Genomic DNA, 15360 nt, shown 5'->3' on the forward strand with positions numbered 1-15360 from the left:
CTGCCACGGCAGCGGCAGCGGCCGATGCCACCGCCACCGCCAGCGCCGCCGCAGCGGCAGCGTCACTGCTCGCCGCACAGGCGGCGCAGGCCGACGACACGGCCGCCAACCAGGCAGCGGCCAATGCCGCTGCCGCCACCGCCGCGCACACGGCAGCCATTGCCGCCGACGCCCTGGCTGTCAGCACGGCGGCAACGGCGGCCAGCGCACTGGCAGCGGCCACCGCAGCGCAGAACGCCGACGACGCGGCCGCGGCAACGGCAGCGCAGGCCGCCGCCTCCTTGGCGCTCACCCAGGCGGCGCAGGCCGACGATGCGGCGGCAGCGACTGCCACCATCAACGCCAACAATGCGGCGGCAGCCGCGCTGGCCGCCCATGCCGACGATGCGGCAGCGGCATTGGCGCAGACACAGGCCGCAGCATCCCTGCTGGCCCTGCAAGTGGCGCAAGCCGACGATGCCGCCGCCGCCAGCGCGGCAGCGGCAGCTGTGCAGGCGCATGCCAATGCGAACGCCGCGTATGCGGACGACGCGGCGGCAGCCCAGGCCAATGCCGACGCGCAAGCGGCCGACATCGCCCTGGCGCAAGCGAACGCCATCGCCGCGCAGACCGACGCCAGCGCCCTGGCATCCGTGGCAGCCACGGATGCGGCCCACGCCGCGGCCGTGCAAACCATCGCCGACCAGACCGATGCCGCGGCGCTCACGCAGGCCGCCGATGCGGCAGCGGCAGCGGCCCTGGCAGCGACCCAAACGGCCGACCTGACGGACGCCAACGCCCTGCACCTGGCAGCCGATGCGGCAGCGGCCGCCGCCCTGCAGGCGCAGGCGCAGGCCGACCTGACGGACGCGGGCTCGCTGACGGTGGCGGCGAATGCCGATGCCGCGGCGGCGGCAGCGGCCCAGGCGCAGGCCGACCTGACGGATGCGAGCCAGCTGTTCGTGCTGAGCCAGAATGCCCTGCACAACCCGCTGACGGTAGCCGACTTCAGCACGGGCCTGCCGGCCGCCGGCGGCGACGTCATCGACATGTCGGCCATCGCCGACCTGACGGCGTCGGTGGCCGTCGGCGTCAATGTGGGCACGGACTTCAGCAACAACAACCTGTTCATCTTCGACGGCACGTCCGTGTCGATCGGCGCGGCGGCCAGCGCCATCGCGGCCGACGACAGCGTCTTGTCGGGACAGGGCTACATCGTCATCGCCGATGCGCAAAACAGCGGCGCCGTGACGGTATATCACTCGAGTGACCTGAGCAACGCCAACGCCATCGACACGGCGCTGGTGCTGCTCAGCGGGGTGAACATCACGCAACTGACGGCGGCCAACTTCGTCGTCTGACGCCGTGCACCCAAGCCAGGCGCCGCGCCTGGCACGGCAGCGGGAGCATGCAGCAGCACGCTCCCGCCCCTACCTTGAAATGCTTCAGGCCTGGTGCCGGAAAAATACGGGATGAGATTACGCGGTTTCCCAGCATTGTTTGTACTGCCACGTGGCGCGGCCTTGCTGGCGGCCATGGCCATGGCATCCATCAGCTCCTTCGCCCAAGCCCAGGGCGCCACCGCCTGGAGTTTCGACCAGGTCTTGCAGCAGGCGCTGCAAAACCATCCCGCCGTGCAAGGCAAGCGCTCGGCGCAGGCGGCCGCGCGCGCCGACCTCGATGGCGCGCAGTGGCAGCGCTTCCCCAGCCTGTCGGCCGAAGTTCCCGCAGGGTCGCGTGAAACGGGCGGCGTGGTGCGCATCGAGCAGCCCCTGTGGAGCGGCGGTCGCATCAACGCGGGCATCGATGCGGCCGGCAGCCGGGTCGACGCGGCCGGCGCGGCCATCGAAGAAGAACGCCTGACCCTCTCGCTGCGCGTGATCGCCGCCTACACGGAAGCGCTGCGCCAGACAGCCCGCATGCGCTCGGCCGAAGAGGGTCTTGCCGAACACCAGCGCCTGCTGGACATGATCAAGCGCCGCGTGGCGCAGTCGGTCAGTTCGCAAACGGACCAGCGCCTGGCCGAATCGCGCGCCTACCAGGCGGCCAACGACGTGTCGAATGCGCGCCAGGCTCATGAAAATGCGCTGGCGCAGCTGTCGCAACTGGCCGGCAAACCCGTGCGCCTCGTCACCGCCGCCGGCATCGGCGTGGGCGAACCGCTGCCCGACGCCAGCCTGGATCGGGTCATGCGCCAGGCCATCGACTACTCCCCTACCCTGCACCGCCTCGATTTCGAGGCGCAGGCAGCCGATTCCGAGATCACCATGCAGCGCTCGGCCTACATGCCGAAGGTGGTGCTGCGCATGGAAAAGCCCACGGGCGGCGGCATCAATGCCGACAACAGCACGCGCGCCATGCTGGTGCTGCAGGCGCAGCCGGGCGCCGGCCTGTCGGCCAAGGCCGGCGTGGACGCGGCCGTTGCCCGGCGCGAAGGCGCGCGCGCCGCGCACGATGCGGCCGAGCGCGACGTGCGCGAGCGTTTCACCCTGGACTGGAACGAGGCCGAAGCGAGCCGCCAGCGCCTGGGCAACGCGGGCGAAGCCAGCACCACCTCGACGCAGGTATTCGAATCGTATGCGCGCCAGTACGTGATCGGCCGCAAGAGCTGGAACGACGTGCTCAACGCCGTGCGCGAAGCAACCCAGGCCCGCTTTTCGCTGGAAGACACGCGCGCGCAGGCGATTGCCGCCAGCCTGCGCCTGGCCGCGCAGACGGGCACCCTGGCCGGGCGCACGACGCCGGCGGGCCTGGCGCGCGCGAATTGACACCGACATGATGCACACAGGAGACAGCGTGGATACCTCCATCAAACATGGCTTGCTGACACTCATCGAACGGGCCGCCCGCCTGACAGGCCAGCATGTCGCTAGAGCGCGCCTGGCCGACCTGCAGCGCCAGCTCGATGAGGTCGACGACAATGGCGCGCCCAGCGCGGTATTGACCACCATCTGGCAGGCGGCCGGCCTGGAAGGCGCGGCGCGTCCGCTGCACGAGCCGACGCCGGGCGAGCTGCCGTTTGCCGTCTACAGCGCCAGCACGGGCTGGGGCTTGCTGCAGTCGCGCGGCGCCGACGGCGCCTGGCGCGGCGAAGGCATCGATGGGCGTGCCCTGCAACTGGCCTCGCTGGCGGGCCTCGCTTGCGCGGGCCTGCCGCGCCGCAGCGAAAAAAGCGGTGCCCGCCCCGGTGCGCTGGACCTGGTGCGCAAGGCCCTGTGGCTGAAGAAAAGCGTGTTTGTCGACGCCGTGCTGGCCACCGCGCTCGTGACCCTGCTGACCATGGCTACCTCGCTGTTTTCCATGCAGGTGTACGACCGCGTGATCCCGAACCAGAGCTTCAGCACCCTGTGGGTGCTGGTGGTGGGCGTGGCCCTGTCGATCGGCCTGGAATTCATCCTCAAGCAGGTGCGCAGCCGCATCGTCGACCACTCGTGCAATGACGTCGACCATGAATTGTCCGAGTGGTTTTTCCAGCGCATGCTGGGCATCCGCATGGAGGCGCGCCCCGCTTCCGTCGGCACCCTGGCGGCGCAGGTGAAAGGTTTTGAAATGGTGCGCGGCGTACTGACGTCCACCTCGCTGTTCGTACTGACGGACGTACCCTTCGCCCTGATTTTCCTCGCCATGATCACCATCATCGGCGGCTGGCTGGTGGTGGTGCCGCTGGTGGCCCTGCCGCTGGCCCTCGTGTGCGGGCTGATGTTCCAGCGCGCCATCCAGAGCCACACGCGCAAGAACCTCAACGCCAGCAACCGCAAGGCGGGCTTGCTGGTGGAAGCCGTCGATGGCGTGGAAACGCTCAAGGGCAGCAGCGCCGAATGGATGATGCAGGCGCGCTGGGCCGAACTGGTGGCCGAAACGAGCCACGCGGAGCAGAATATCCGCGACTATGCGGCCCTGTCGCAAAACATCACGGCCGCCTTCCAGCAGCTGACCAACGTGGCGCTGATCTCCATGGGCGCGTGGTTCGTGGCCGAGAACCAGATGACCATGGGCGCCCTGATGGCCTGCACCATCATCAGCAACCGCGCGCTGATGCCCATCGTGCAGCTGCCCTCCGTGATGGTGCAGTGGGCGCACGCGCGCGCCTCGATCGACGGCCTGGAACAGGTCATCAGCCTGCCCAACGAGGCCGACAACGCGCAGTTCGCGCTGACGCCGCGCAGCCTCGATACGGGATTGCGCTTCGAACGCATCCGCTTTACGTACGGCGGCGCGCAAAAGGTGGCGCTGGAAGTGGAAAACCTGGCCATCCTCCCCGGCGAACGGGTCGGCCTGGTGGGCGCCATCGGCTCGGGCAAGAGCACCCTGCTGAAACTGGCCTCGGGCCTGTACCAGCCGGCCGAAGGCAAGGTGTACCTGGGCGACGTCGACATGGCCCTGCTGGCGCCGGCCGTGGTGCGTGAAATGGTCGGCTACCTGCCGCAGGAAACGCGGCTGTTCAGCGGCACCCTGCGCGACAACCTGCTATTGGGACTGGCCGACCCGGGCGAGGAGGCGATCCTGGCGGCGGCCAAGCGCACGGGCCTGATCGAGCTGATACTGGGCCAGCCACGGGGGCTGGCGCTGGGCATTACCGAAGGCGGGCGCGGCGTGTCGGGCGGCCAGCGGCAATTGATCGCCGTCACGCGCCTGCTGCTGGCCAAACCGCGCATCTGGCTGCTCGATGAACCGACGGGGGCCATGGATGCGAAGACGGAAGCGCGCATCGTCGGGCTATTGGGCGAACTGGCGGCCGAAGGCGTGACCATGGTCGCCACCACGCACAAGAACGCCCTGCTGCCCCTGCTCGACCGCCTGGTGGTGCTGCAGGCGGGAAGAGTACTGCTCGACGGCCCGCGCGATGCCGTGCTGGCCAAGCTGTCGGGCAAGCCGCAGGCCGTGCCCAGTCCCGCAACTGCGCCGGTGGCGCAAGGAGCCGTCGCATGAAACTGGCCAAGGTCGAAGCGAAAGAGGAAGCGAAACGGGGCCGGGTGCTGATCTGGAGCTGCACGGCGGCGCTGGCCGGTGTCATCGCCTGGGCTTCATGGGCGGAGCTGGACCAGGTCACGCGCGCCAACGGCCAGGTGATCGCCAGTTCACGCAACCAGATCATCCAGGTGGCCGATGGCGGCGTGCTGGCCGAACTGCGCGTGCATGAAGGCAGTGTGGTGAAAAAGGGCGAATTGCTGGCCCGTTTCGACCGCACCCGGGCCGAGACGAGCTACCTGGAAAGCACGGCCAAGGCAGCCGGGCTGAAGGCGGCAGTGGCGCGCCTGCAGGCCGAGGTGTTTGGCGGCGCGCCGAAGTTCCCGCCCGAGCTGCAGGCGTTTCCGGAATTTCGCGCCAACCAGCTGGCCCTGTTCAGCAAGCGCCAGGGCGCCGTGCAGGCGGAAGTGGGCTCGCTGGAAAGCGCCATGAAGCTGATCAAGGAAGAGCTGGAAATGAATTTGCCGCTGCTGGAAACGGGGGACGTCAGCCGCGCCGAAGTGCTGAAACTGCGGCGGCAAGTGGTCGACATCCAGGCGCAGATCACCAACCGGCGCAACAAATACCTGCAAGACAGCCAGACGGACCTGGTGAAGGCCCAGGAAGACCTGGCCGGCGTGCTGCAGACGGTGACCCAGCGCAAGGAGCAGCTGGGCTCGACGGACATCTACGCGCCCACGGACGGCATCGTGCGCAACGTGCGCCTCACTACCCTGGGCGGCGTGGCCAAGCCGGGCGAGGAAATCCTGCAGATCGTGCCGACGGACGACGACCTGATCATCGAAGCGAAAGTCAAACCGGCCGACATCGCCTTCATCAAGCCCGGCCTGCCCACTGCCGTGAAACTCGATGCCTACGACTACGGCATCTACGGGCGCCTGCGCGGCACCGTCAGCTACATCAGCGCCGACACTTTAAGTGAAGACAACAAGGGCAACGAGCAGCCCTACTACCGCGTGCAGATCAAGACCAGCGGGCGTAATCTGATGGGCAAGAATGGCGAGCCGATCCTGATCCAGCCCGGCATGACGGCCACCGTGGAAATCAATACGGGCCGCAAGACGGTCTTGCGCTACCTGACGAAACCGATCACCAAGACGTTCTCGGAGTCGATGGGAGAGCGCTGACGTAGCAGGCGTTTAGCCGGCCGGTTTCAAGCTGCCGGTTTCAACTGGCCAATCACGCTGGCCACCTTGGCCGTGATCATGTCGACCGCGGGGCCATTCGCGCCATGCGGCAAGATGACATCGGCATTGCGCTTGGTCGGCTCGATGAATTGCTTGTGCATCGGGCGTACCGTTTCCAGGTACTGCTCGATGACGCTTTCCACCGAACGGCCGCGTTCCGTGATGTCGCGTTGCATGCGGCGGATGAAGCGCACGTCGGAGGCCGTGTCGACAAAGATCTTCAGCGACATCATGTTGCGCAAGTCTTCGTCATACAAGGCAAACAGGCCTTCGATCACGATCACCGGCGCCGGCTTGACGGGGATGGTCCGGTTGGAGCGGTTGTGCAGCGTGAAGTCGTACTCGGGCATCTCGATCGCTTCGCCATTGCGCAAGGCCTGGATATGCTGCACCAGCAATGGCCACTCGAACGCCTGCGGATGGTCGTAGTTCTGCTGGCGCCGGACTTCTGGGGAGAGATGGGTTTGGTCGCAGTAGTAGTCGTCCTGCATCACGACCGAGACCATGTCGGCGCCGAACGACGCCAGCACTTGTTGGGATACGGTGGACTTGCCACTGCCGCTTCCGCCAGCGACACCAATAACAAACGGTTGGAAGGAAATATTATTCATGCCGAATGATACCGGAAACGGGGCCGGACTGACAGGGAGCGGCTGAGAAGCCGGGTCTGTCACGCGCCATGCACCAGCCGCGCATACAGCTCGGCTACCCGCTCTGCCGTGATGCCGTCGCGCTGTTCCAGCGCCAGCGGATGATCGGTCGGTTCCAGCTCGATTGCCGGACGCATGCCATCGTCGCGCAGGTGCACGCGGGTTTTCAGGTTCAGGGTAGCGGGATACACGGGCAGCTGCGTGCTCAGCCAGCCGAAGAAGGGGCCGATGTGCGCCCGTTTGGCATCGTTGAAGCAGGCGTCCCAGGCATCGAAGCTATCGCCGCTCAGCGATACCCACACGCCCCAGCTGAACGGCTCATCCGAGCCATGCACGGGGATGTCGAGGGTGGCGCGCACGAAGCAATGTTCTTCGTCGACGATGCAGGCGTCGCTGTCGAGCTGGCAGCGCGCTTCGCGCTCGGCGGGCGCCATCTGCTCATACAGCCACGGCGCATCGGCGCCGAAGCTGGGCATGCCCGTGTGGGGTTCGCCGCAGGAACGGCACAGGAAGGAAAAAGTCACGCCTGCGTGCCCCTCACTCGAACTGCTTGCGGAACGCCTCGAACTGCGCCGCCAAGCCATCGAAGTCGCTGCGCAATTGCAGCACTTCCTGCTCCAGCTGGGCGACACGGCTGCCCTGCTGCGGCGCGCTGACGGCGCCGGCGTAACCTGCCGCCGTCTCGATCTGCGCCAGCGCTTCCTCACCTCCCAGCAAGTGGCCGTAGCGCGGTTCCTTGGCGCCGGGTGCGACGGCCAGCTTGGCCACCAGCGGCGGGTATTTGTCGATCAAAAACTGCAGGCCCGACTCCACTTCCGCCACGGACTTGAATTCATGTACGCGGCCGCTGCGGCTGCGGATTTCGCCCGCCGTCTGCAAGCCGCGCAGCATCAGGATCGTCAGGATGGCCAGCTTGTCCTGCTCCAGCGACCACTTGATGCGCATGCGGTGTTCGTACTTGGCGACCCGCGCGCCGGCCTGCGTGATGCCGTTGACGAACTTGCGTTGCATCAGGCGCTGCAGCACGTCGTAGACGGTTTCTTCGGACAGGGCCATGACGGGATCGCGGCTGGACAGCTGGTTGCAGCCGTTCGTCAGCGCGTTGAGCGAGAGCGGATAGCTGTCCGGCGTCAGCGCTTCCTTTTCGGCCAGCACGGCCAGCACGCGGATCTCGAACGGGTCGAGCAGATTCGGATTGTCAGTGCTTTTTTCTGCTGCGTTTTCAGCTATGTTTGCGTCTGTAGTCATGCCTGTATCCTTAGTCAACCAGCTTGTTCATTTGCTCGGAATCGAATTTATCACACTCGGGCACGCCCTGGCAGCAGATGCCCGCCGCCTTCAGTGTGGCGAGGATGGTTTCGATGCGCTGTTCCTGCGCCACGGCATGCGTGATCAGGCCTTGCAGGGCTTTCGACAACGGATCGTCGCCGTTGGGCGTGACGCCATACGCGGCGAACAAATGGGCAGTGCTGCCCTCGCGCAGGGCGCTGACATCCTTTTGCACGATGTGTGCGGGGTTGCCGACGGCCGTGGCGCCGGACGGCACGGGTTTCAACAGCACGGCGTTCGAGCCCACCTTGGCGTACTCGCCCACCGTGAAGCTGCCCAGCACCTGCGCGCCGGCGCCGACGATGACGCCGCGCTCCAGGGTCGGATGGCGCTTGGCGCCGCTGTGCAGCGAGGTGCCGCCCAGGGTCACGCCCTGGTAGATGGTGCAGTCGTCGCCGACGATGGCGGTCTCGCCGATCACCACGCCGAAGCCATGGTCGATGAAGACGCGCCGGCCGATGACCGCGCCCGGATGGATCTCGATGCCCGTGATGATGCGGGCGATATAGGAAATGAAGCGCCCCACCCACTTCATGTGCCGCGTCCAGCACCAGTGCGCCCAGCCATGCATGACGATGGCGTGCAAACCGGGATAACAGGTCAGCACCTCCCAGCCATTGCGGGCGGCGGGGTCACGTTCGATGATGCTGTTGATGTCTTCGCGCAGGTGGTGGAACATAATGACAATGAATAAGGTGGAACGCAAATGGTAGCGTATTCGGCGGGGGAGTGCTGGAGGGGCTGACGTCGAGAGGCTCCTCAACGGCAAGCTGGGGTCAGACCCGACGGGTCTGACCCCAAGTGACGCTAACTTATGCTTCTAAAGCAATCCGCTGGCGGCGGGCTTCATACAAGCACACGCCCGATGCCACGGACACGTTCAAGCTCTCGACGGAGCCGAACATCGGGATGCTGACGAGGATATCGCAGGTGTCGCGCGTCAAACGACGCATGCCTTCGCCTTCGGAACCCATGACGAGTGCCGTCGGGCCCGTGAAATCGGCTTCGTACAAGCCTTTTTCGCCGTCATCCGAGGTGCCGATCAGCCAGATGCCGCGCTCTTTCAGTTCACGCATGGTGCGCGCCAGATTCGTCACGGTGATGTACGGAACGGTTTCGGCGGCGCCGCTGGCGACCTTGGCGGCCGTGGCGTTCAAGCCCACGGCGCGGTCCTTCGGCACGATGACGGCATGTGCGCCGACGCCGTCGGCCACGCGCAGGCAGGCGCCCAAGTTGTGCGGGTCGGTGATGCCGTCGAGAATCAACAGCAGCGGTGGGCCATCGATGGCGTCCAGCAGCTCATCGAGATTGCGCGCCAGCGACAGTTGCGAGGCAAACGCGATCACGCCCTGGTGGCGGCGCGTGCCGACGATCTTGTCCAGACGCGACGAGTCGACAGGCATGACGCGCACGTTGGCAGCCTTGGCAGCGGCGATCATGTCTTTCATGCGGCCGTCGACGCGGCTGGCATCGACGAAAATTTCTTCCACGGACGACGCTTCATGACGCAGACGCGAGGTGACGGCGTGGAAGCCGAAAATCATTTTATTCTTCATTATCTATCTATCGCTTATCGCTTGTTCTTGCTTGATTTTGATACAGTTTTTGCTGCACGTGGTGCCGCCGCAGCAGGTGCCGCGGCTGGTTTCTTGCTGCGCTTAGACTCGGCGGCCTTGGGGGCTGCCGCCTTGGGGGCGTCCTTGGCTGCAGGCTTGGCTTGCGCCTTGGCGCCATTGGAACGGCCGCCGGTCTTGACGCTATTTTTGATCTCGTGGCGCTGCTCGGTCGCGGGACCGGGCTTGACCATCGATTTCTTTTCGCCCTTGCGCTTGCCGCCAGCTTGCTTGGCCGGCGCTTCTTCGCCCGCCAGTTCCGCATCGGTGACCAGACGCAGGTCGATCTTGCGCGTTTCCAGGTCGACACGCGCCACCTGCACCGTCAAACGGTCGGTCAGCTGGTAACGCTTGCCCGTGCGTTCGCCGCGCAATTCATGGCGCGCATCGTCGTACTGGAAGTAGTCGGTACCCAGCTCGGTGACGTGCACCAGGCCTTCGACAAACAGGGTGTCCAGTTGCACGAACACGCCGAACGTGGTCACGCCCGTGATGGTGCCGGTGAATTCCTCGCCCAGTTTGTCCTGCATGAAGTAGCACTTCAGCCATGCCTCGACGTCACGCGACGCTTCGTCGGCGCGGCGCTCGTTGGCCGAGCAATGCACGCCCAGCGCGTCCCAGATCGTCAGATCCGTCTTCTTCGGCTTGCCGTCGGCCTTGTCCTTCGCCTGCTGCTTGCGCGTGGCGTTCGACACGTTCGTGTTCAGCACGGTTTTTTCGGACAGCTTCGGCTCGTATTTCTTGCCTTGCAAGATGGCCTTGATGGCGCGGTGCGTCAGCAGGTCGGGATAGCGGCGGATCGGGCTGGTGAAGTGGGCATACGCCTCGTAGGCCAGGCCGAAGTGGCCGATATTGTCCGGGCTGTAGACGGCTTGCTGCATCGAGCGCAGCAGCATCGTTTGCAGCAGGGCCGCATCGGGACGCTGCTTGATCTGCTGCATCAGGGTCTGGTAATCGGATGCCGATGGCGTGTCGCCGCCCGTCAGGTTCAGGCCAACCTGTTTCAGGAAAGTGCGCACTTGCGTGAGCTTTTCCTTGGTCGGGCTGGCGTGGATGCGGTAGGTGCCTGGGTGCTTGTTACGCAGCAACAGATCGGCTGCGCAAACGTTGGCTGCCAGCATGCACTCTTCGATGATTTTGTGCGCTTCGTTGCGCGTACGGGGAATGATCTTTTCGATCTTGCCCGCGCTATTGCAGACGATATACGTTTCCGTCGTCTCGAAGTCGATGGCGCCCCGCTCCGTGCGTGCTTTCAGCAAGGCGCGGTAGACGGCTTCCAGGTTTTGCAGGTGCGGCAGGATGTCCGCGCGGCGCGCCGCTTCGGGACCCTTGGTGTTGCCCAGCACGGCAGCGACTTCGTCATACGTGAGGCGTGCGGCAGAGTGGATGACGGCCGGATAGAACTGGTAAGCCTTCAGCTCGCCCTTGTCGCTGACGACGGCGTCGCAGACGAGGGTCAGGCGGTCGACGGCCGGGTTCAGCGAGCACAGGCCGTTCGACAGTTTTTCCGGCAGCATCGGGATCACGCGGCGCGGGAAGTAGACGGAGGTGCTACGCTCGAGCGCGTCGATATCGAGCGCGTCGTTCGGTTTCACGTAATGGCTGACGTCGGCAATGGCCACGATCAGGCGGAAGCAGTTGGCGCGGCCGATCTTGACGGGTTCGCAATATACGGCATCGTCGAAATCGCGCGCGTCCTCGCCATCGATGGTCACCAAAGGCACGTCGCGCAGGTCGACGCGGTCTTTCAGGTCGGCGGCACGCACTTCGAACGGCAGCTTTTCAGCTTGCTTGAGGGCGGCGGCGGAAAAGATGTGCGGCACGTTGAATTTGCGCACGGCAATTTCAATTTCCATGCCGGGATCATCCAAAGCGCCCAGCACTTCGACGATCTTGCCGACCGGCTGCTTGAAGCGCATCGGTTGCTCGGTCAGCTCGACGCTGACGATCTGGCCGGCTTTCGCCTTGCCCACCGAACCGGTGACCAGGATATCCTGGCCGATGCGCTGGTCTTCCGGCGCCACGACCCAGGTGCCGTTTTCCTGGATCAGGCGGCCGATGACGTGGGTATTGGCGCGGTAGGTGACTTCGACGATCGTGCCTTCCGGGCGGCCGCGGCGGTCCGTGCCGACGATGCGGGCCATGACCTTGTCGCCATGCAGTACTTTCTGCATTTCTTTCTCAGGCAGGAACAGGTCGGCGCTGGCGTCGTCGGGAATGACGAAGCCGAAGCCATCGCGGTGGCTGGTGACGCGACCGGCGACAAGCGCGCTCTGGTCGGCCAGGCTGAAAACACCGCTGGCGTCAGACTTGAGCTGGCCGTCGCGCTCCATCGCCTTCAGGCGACGAACGAGGACATCCATGGAATCGGCATGCACTTGCAGCGTTTTCCCGAGAGACTGCGGGTCGAGAGGCGCGTTGACGCTGCGGAATATGCCGAGAATGTCCTCCCGGCTGGGGATGGTGTGGGTATTTTGGCTCAAAAGTATTTCTATAGTTGTTATTGACAGTGATCAAACGGAAGACAAAGACCGATGACATCACCGTCAATATTGACACGGTGATGTCCGGTAGTGTACCGGAGGACGCCTTGGTTTGCCTAACGGACAGCGTAGCGGAAACCGAACAAGTGCCCCGCCGATGAAAAAAAGGAGAAAAGCTGCGCAATGCATTTGACTTCGGCAAATATTGCTCTATAATCTCGGTCTCTTGCAGCGACAAACCTTCACGGGAATGCAGTTGCAGGAAAGCGGTACAGGGTTGATGTGCAGTATGGAGCGAAAGCTCATCTGGCGCAAAACTCTTCAAGTCGCTATAATAGCAGAATTGTTGCTAAGTTATTTGGCAACAAGTACTCGAGCAGTAATGTAGTAAGTCACAGCAGCATCAGTGCCCACGTGGCGGAATTGGTAGACGCGCATGGTTCAGGTCCATGTGCCTTCGGGTGTAGGGGTTCGAGTCCCTTCGTGGGCACCATTACCTAATTCGCAAAAAAGCCGCAAACTTTCACGAGTTTGCGGCTTTTTTCATTTCCGCAGCACGGCACCGACTCGCCTTGAAAAATTATCAAAAAAGAACATTCTCAGCCTATTTGATAGTATATTGACATCTCCTTGGCCGCGCATCGCGCGTGGCTGGCAACAGCCTTACGGAGAGAAGTCATGACATGCAGGCCCGGCAAACACCAACGGATTCTTTTCAGCAGCTTTATGGCATTGAGTCTCGGCGCTGGCGCCAGCCAGGCGGCGGACTGGGTGACCACCCGCTCCAGCAGCCCTGAAATCGTCAAACCCGCACCGGAGCAAGTGAAATTGCAGGTGCAAAATCCGCCGTCCTTTGCCTGGCCGCGACATGCCAGCTATCCCGCGCAATATGTTGTGGAGATTTTACCGCTTGGCGGCACCGCAAGCAGCCACACGGTTTCGCGCAACTTCCTGCTGCCATCGAGCGCACTGCCGCTCGGCGAGTATGAATGGCGCGTGAGCCCGCTCTCCACGCCCCGCAACTGGTCCGATAAACGCCCATTTACCATCGACAGCAATTCACGCACTTTTGTCGTTCCCGAATCGTCCGATCTCGCGGCCACCGTGCGGGCCCACCCGCGCCCGCGCCAGTTGCCAGCCGCCTTCACGCAAGCGAGCGCCTGGGATGCCGCCATGGAGAGCAAGCGGCGCCCCTTCCTGAACCGCCTCGTCAGCGAAGTCAATCTGAATACCACGGCCGTGGCCAGCGTCAACGATGGCCTGTGGACCACGCCCAACGATAGTGGCCAGTACAACCGTATCGCCAATGCCGCCGGCGCCGTGATTCGCCAAATGGAAGCGGCCGCCCTGCTGTTTCGCTTGACACAGGAACGCAGGTATCTGGACGAAGCCATGCTGCGCGGCGACCAGCTGGCCGCGCTGAGCCCGGACGGCCCCACCAGCTATAAAGCGCAGGATCAGGTGGCGCGCATGATTGCCCTGGTACTTGCCAAGGGCGCCGACTTCCTGTGGCTGGACCTGGACGCGCCGCGCCGCGCGCACTGGCTGTCGGTCGCCGCGCAGCGGCTGACACCCATTTATGCGGATCTGTCCGCCGCCGGCGGGCGCCTGGATCAATCCCCCATGGACTCGCACGGCGTCGAAGCACTCGGCTACCTTGCCGCCGCCTCGACCCTGCTGCTCGATGCCAGGCCGGAAGCGCAAGCCTGGTTCGACTTCGCCGTGCGCTCGTACATGCATATCGTCCACGTCTGGAGCGGCCCGGAAGGCGGCTTTGCCAACGGCTCGGCGTATGGCCAGTACACCACCGACATGCAACTGCAATTATGGCAGCCGCTGGCCGAAGCCACCGGCGTCAGCCTGTTCAACAAACCCTGGGCTGCGGGATTTGCCAATTATTTCATGCAGTTCATTCCACCAAACGCACCGCGCCATGTCTTCGGCGATGTCCATGAAAGCAAGCCGGACCCGGCGCCACTAAAGGCATATGTGGCACGCCAGGCCACGCCAGCGGCCGCCTGGTACAGCAGCCAGCCAGGCGCGCAGGAAAATCCCATCACCCTGCTGCAAGCGCCCTACCCGCTTCCCGCCGACACTGTCGCGCCCGAGGCGCCACCCAACGCCATGCTCTTCCCCAGCATAGGCTGGGCCGCCATGCACAGCGACATGAGCAATCCGGCCCGCACTTCCGTCTACTTCAAATCGAGCCCGTTTGGCGCTTTCAATCACAGCCACGGCGATCAAAACAGCCTGGTCATCAACAGCGGCGGCAAGCCATTGCTGATCGAAGCCGGCTACCAGGACTACTATGCATCGCCGCTTTCGCAGAACTGGTACCGCCAGTCGCGTGCGCACAACGCCATCACATTTGATGGCGGGAAAGGTCAATTCATCGAAGGCCATTACGAGATGCGCTACAAAAACGGCAAGATCACGACATTCACGCCCGGCAGGGACCTCGATTATGTGGAAGGCGATGCCAGTGCCGCCTACAGCAACGACTTGAGCCTGGCCAGGCGTCAGGTATGGTATTCGCGCCTGAACGACGTGGTGGTGGTGCGCGACAAACTGAACTCCGCGACAGCGCGCACTTTCGAATGGAACATGCATGCACTCAACACCTTGTACCTTTACCCGAATGGCCGGGCCAGCATAGAGAACGGCAGCACCTCGCTTTGCCTGCAATCACTACGGCCAGACGAGGAGCAATTGTCCAGATTCAGCGCCCCCAATCCACCGCTGGAAGCCAGCCAGCAGCATGCCGCCTACGTCAAGACCACCCCGGCCATGGCGGCAGAGTTCCTGATCGTGCTCGATATCGGCTGCAAATCGGTGCCAACCTCGCTGGAACCCGTGCCTGGCGGACGCTTGCTGCAGATAGGCACGCAAACCATCACCCTGCCGCAATAAGCGCCCAATGCCTGTTTTTGCAAAAAAAACAGGCAGACTTATCCTCCCTTTCATAGGGAAATGCCTTTTTTCAGGGGAAAAGGGTGTTTCTTGAAGAAAAGTGCAAAATGTTGATTGACCGAATGCGCGCCAGCCCTTATGATTTTGTCCTCGCTGCAGAACACGCAGCGACAAGCAGCAAGCAGTAACAATGCCCACGTGGCGGAATTGGTAGACGCGCATGGTTCAGGTCCATGTGCCT

General features: G+C 64.1%; 11 protein-coding genes, 1 tRNA gene and 1 pseudogene. 6 read left to right on the forward strand and 7 right to left on the reverse strand.

The annotated features are described in order from the left end of the window. The 4 genes and pseudogenes from VM94_RS28560 to VM94_RS17825 all read left to right on the forward strand — a co-directional run. Nucleotides 1-1340: pseudogene (locus VM94_RS28560) on the forward strand (hypothetical protein); the annotation flags it as partial. Nucleotides 1341-1520: 180 nt separating this feature from the next. Beyond that, nucleotides 1521-2747: a TolC family protein gene (locus VM94_RS17815; protein WP_160309301.1), complete on the forward strand. Its 1227-nt coding sequence runs from the start codon at nt 1521-1523 to the stop codon at nt 2745-2747. 28 nt (nt 2748-2775) lie between these two features. Next, nucleotides 2776-4908, forward strand: a complete 2133-nt coding sequence (locus VM94_RS17820; RefSeq protein ID WP_200899232.1) for an ATP-binding cassette domain-containing protein — start codon at nt 2776-2778, stop codon at nt 4906-4908. Beyond that, complete coding sequence (locus VM94_RS17825; RefSeq protein WP_052755812.1) at nt 4905-6074, forward strand: HlyD family type I secretion periplasmic adaptor subunit; 1170 nt, start codon at nt 4905-4907, stop codon at nt 6072-6074. The genes VM94_RS17820 and VM94_RS17825 overlap by 4 nt, the downstream gene beginning before the upstream one ends. A gap of 26 nt (nt 6075-6100) precedes the next feature. On the opposite strand, the gene udk is transcribed toward VM94_RS17825, so the two are convergent. The 6 genes from udk to rnr form a co-directional block, all read right to left on the reverse strand. After that, nucleotides 6101-6745 (reverse strand): uridine kinase, encoded by a 645-nt coding sequence (udk, locus tag VM94_RS17830; RefSeq protein ID WP_046684712.1) that lies wholly within the window; start codon nt 6743-6745, stop codon nt 6101-6103. A gap of 59 nt (nt 6746-6804) precedes the next feature. Continuing rightward, a complete protein-coding gene (locus VM94_RS17835) occupies nt 6805-7308 on the reverse strand; it encodes a DUF2199 domain-containing protein (RefSeq protein WP_046684713.1) in 504 nt (167 codons plus the stop codon). 13 nt (nt 7309-7321) lie between these two features. After that, a complete protein-coding gene (locus VM94_RS17840) occupies nt 7322-8032 on the reverse strand; it encodes a YceH family protein (protein WP_046684714.1) in 711 nt (236 codons plus the stop codon). A gap of 10 nt (nt 8033-8042) precedes the next feature. After that, on the reverse strand, nt 8043-8792 hold the full coding sequence (gene cysE, locus VM94_RS17845) for a serine O-acetyltransferase (RefSeq protein WP_046684715.1): 750 nt from the start codon (nt 8790-8792) through the stop codon (nt 8043-8045). Between the two features lie 133 nt (nt 8793-8925). Next, on the reverse strand, nt 8926-9669 hold the full coding sequence (gene rlmB, locus VM94_RS17850) for a 23S rRNA (guanosine(2251)-2'-O)-methyltransferase RlmB (protein WP_034756912.1): 744 nt from the start codon (nt 9667-9669) through the stop codon (nt 8926-8928). A gap of 14 nt (nt 9670-9683) precedes the next feature. Further along, a complete protein-coding gene (gene rnr / locus VM94_RS17855) occupies nt 9684-12209 on the reverse strand; it encodes a ribonuclease R (protein ID WP_046684716.1) in 2526 nt (841 codons plus the stop codon). Nucleotides 12210-12617: 408 nt separating this feature from the next. Between rnr and VM94_RS17860 the strand changes: the two genes are divergently transcribed. Both VM94_RS17860 and VM94_RS17865 read left to right on the forward strand, forming a co-directional pair. Continuing rightward, a tRNA-Leu gene (locus VM94_RS17860) sits at nt 12618-12702 on the forward strand. 233 nt (nt 12703-12935) lie between these two features. Then, a complete protein-coding gene (locus VM94_RS17865) occupies nt 12936-15119 on the forward strand; it encodes a heparinase II/III domain-containing protein (protein WP_046684717.1) in 2184 nt (727 codons plus the stop codon). 50 nt (nt 15120-15169) lie between these two features. On the opposite strand, the gene VM94_RS29080 is transcribed toward VM94_RS17865, so the two are convergent. Beyond that, nucleotides 15170-15360, reverse strand: a 191-nt coding sequence (locus VM94_RS29080; protein ID WP_235432945.1) for a hypothetical protein, incomplete at its 5' end; no start/stop codon positions are given.

Source organism: Janthinobacterium sp. KBS0711, from assembly GCF_000988085.1.
GTDB classification, from domain to species: Bacteria; Pseudomonadota; Gammaproteobacteria; order Burkholderiales; family Burkholderiaceae_D; genus Janthinobacterium; species Janthinobacterium lividum_E.

Bases quoted from the DNA above. Each gene is read 5' to 3' on its own strand.
- VM94_RS17815 (WP_160309301.1), top strand. From the start codon at position 1,521: ATGGCATCCATCAGCTCCTTCGCCCAAGCCCAGGGCGCCACCGCCTGG.
- VM94_RS17825 (WP_052755812.1), top strand. From the start codon at position 4,905: ATGAAACTGGCCAAGGTCGAAGCGAAAGAGGAAGCGAAACGGGGCCGG.
- udk (WP_046684712.1), bottom strand. From the start codon at position 6,745: ATGAATAATATTTCCTTCCAACCGTTTGTTATTGGTGTCGCTGGCGGA.
- VM94_RS17840 (WP_046684714.1), bottom strand. From the start codon at position 8,032: ATGACTACAGACGCAAACATAGCTGAAAACGCAGCAGAAAAAAGCACT.
- cysE (WP_046684715.1), bottom strand. From the start codon at position 8,792: ATGTTCCACCACCTGCGCGAAGACATCAACAGCATCATCGAACGTGAC.
- rlmB (WP_034756912.1), bottom strand. From the start codon at position 9,669: ATGAAGAATAAAATGATTTTCGGCTTCCACGCCGTCACCTCGCGTCTG.
- VM94_RS17865 (WP_046684717.1), top strand. From the start codon at position 12,936: ATGGCATTGAGTCTCGGCGCTGGCGCCAGCCAGGCGGCGGACTGGGTG.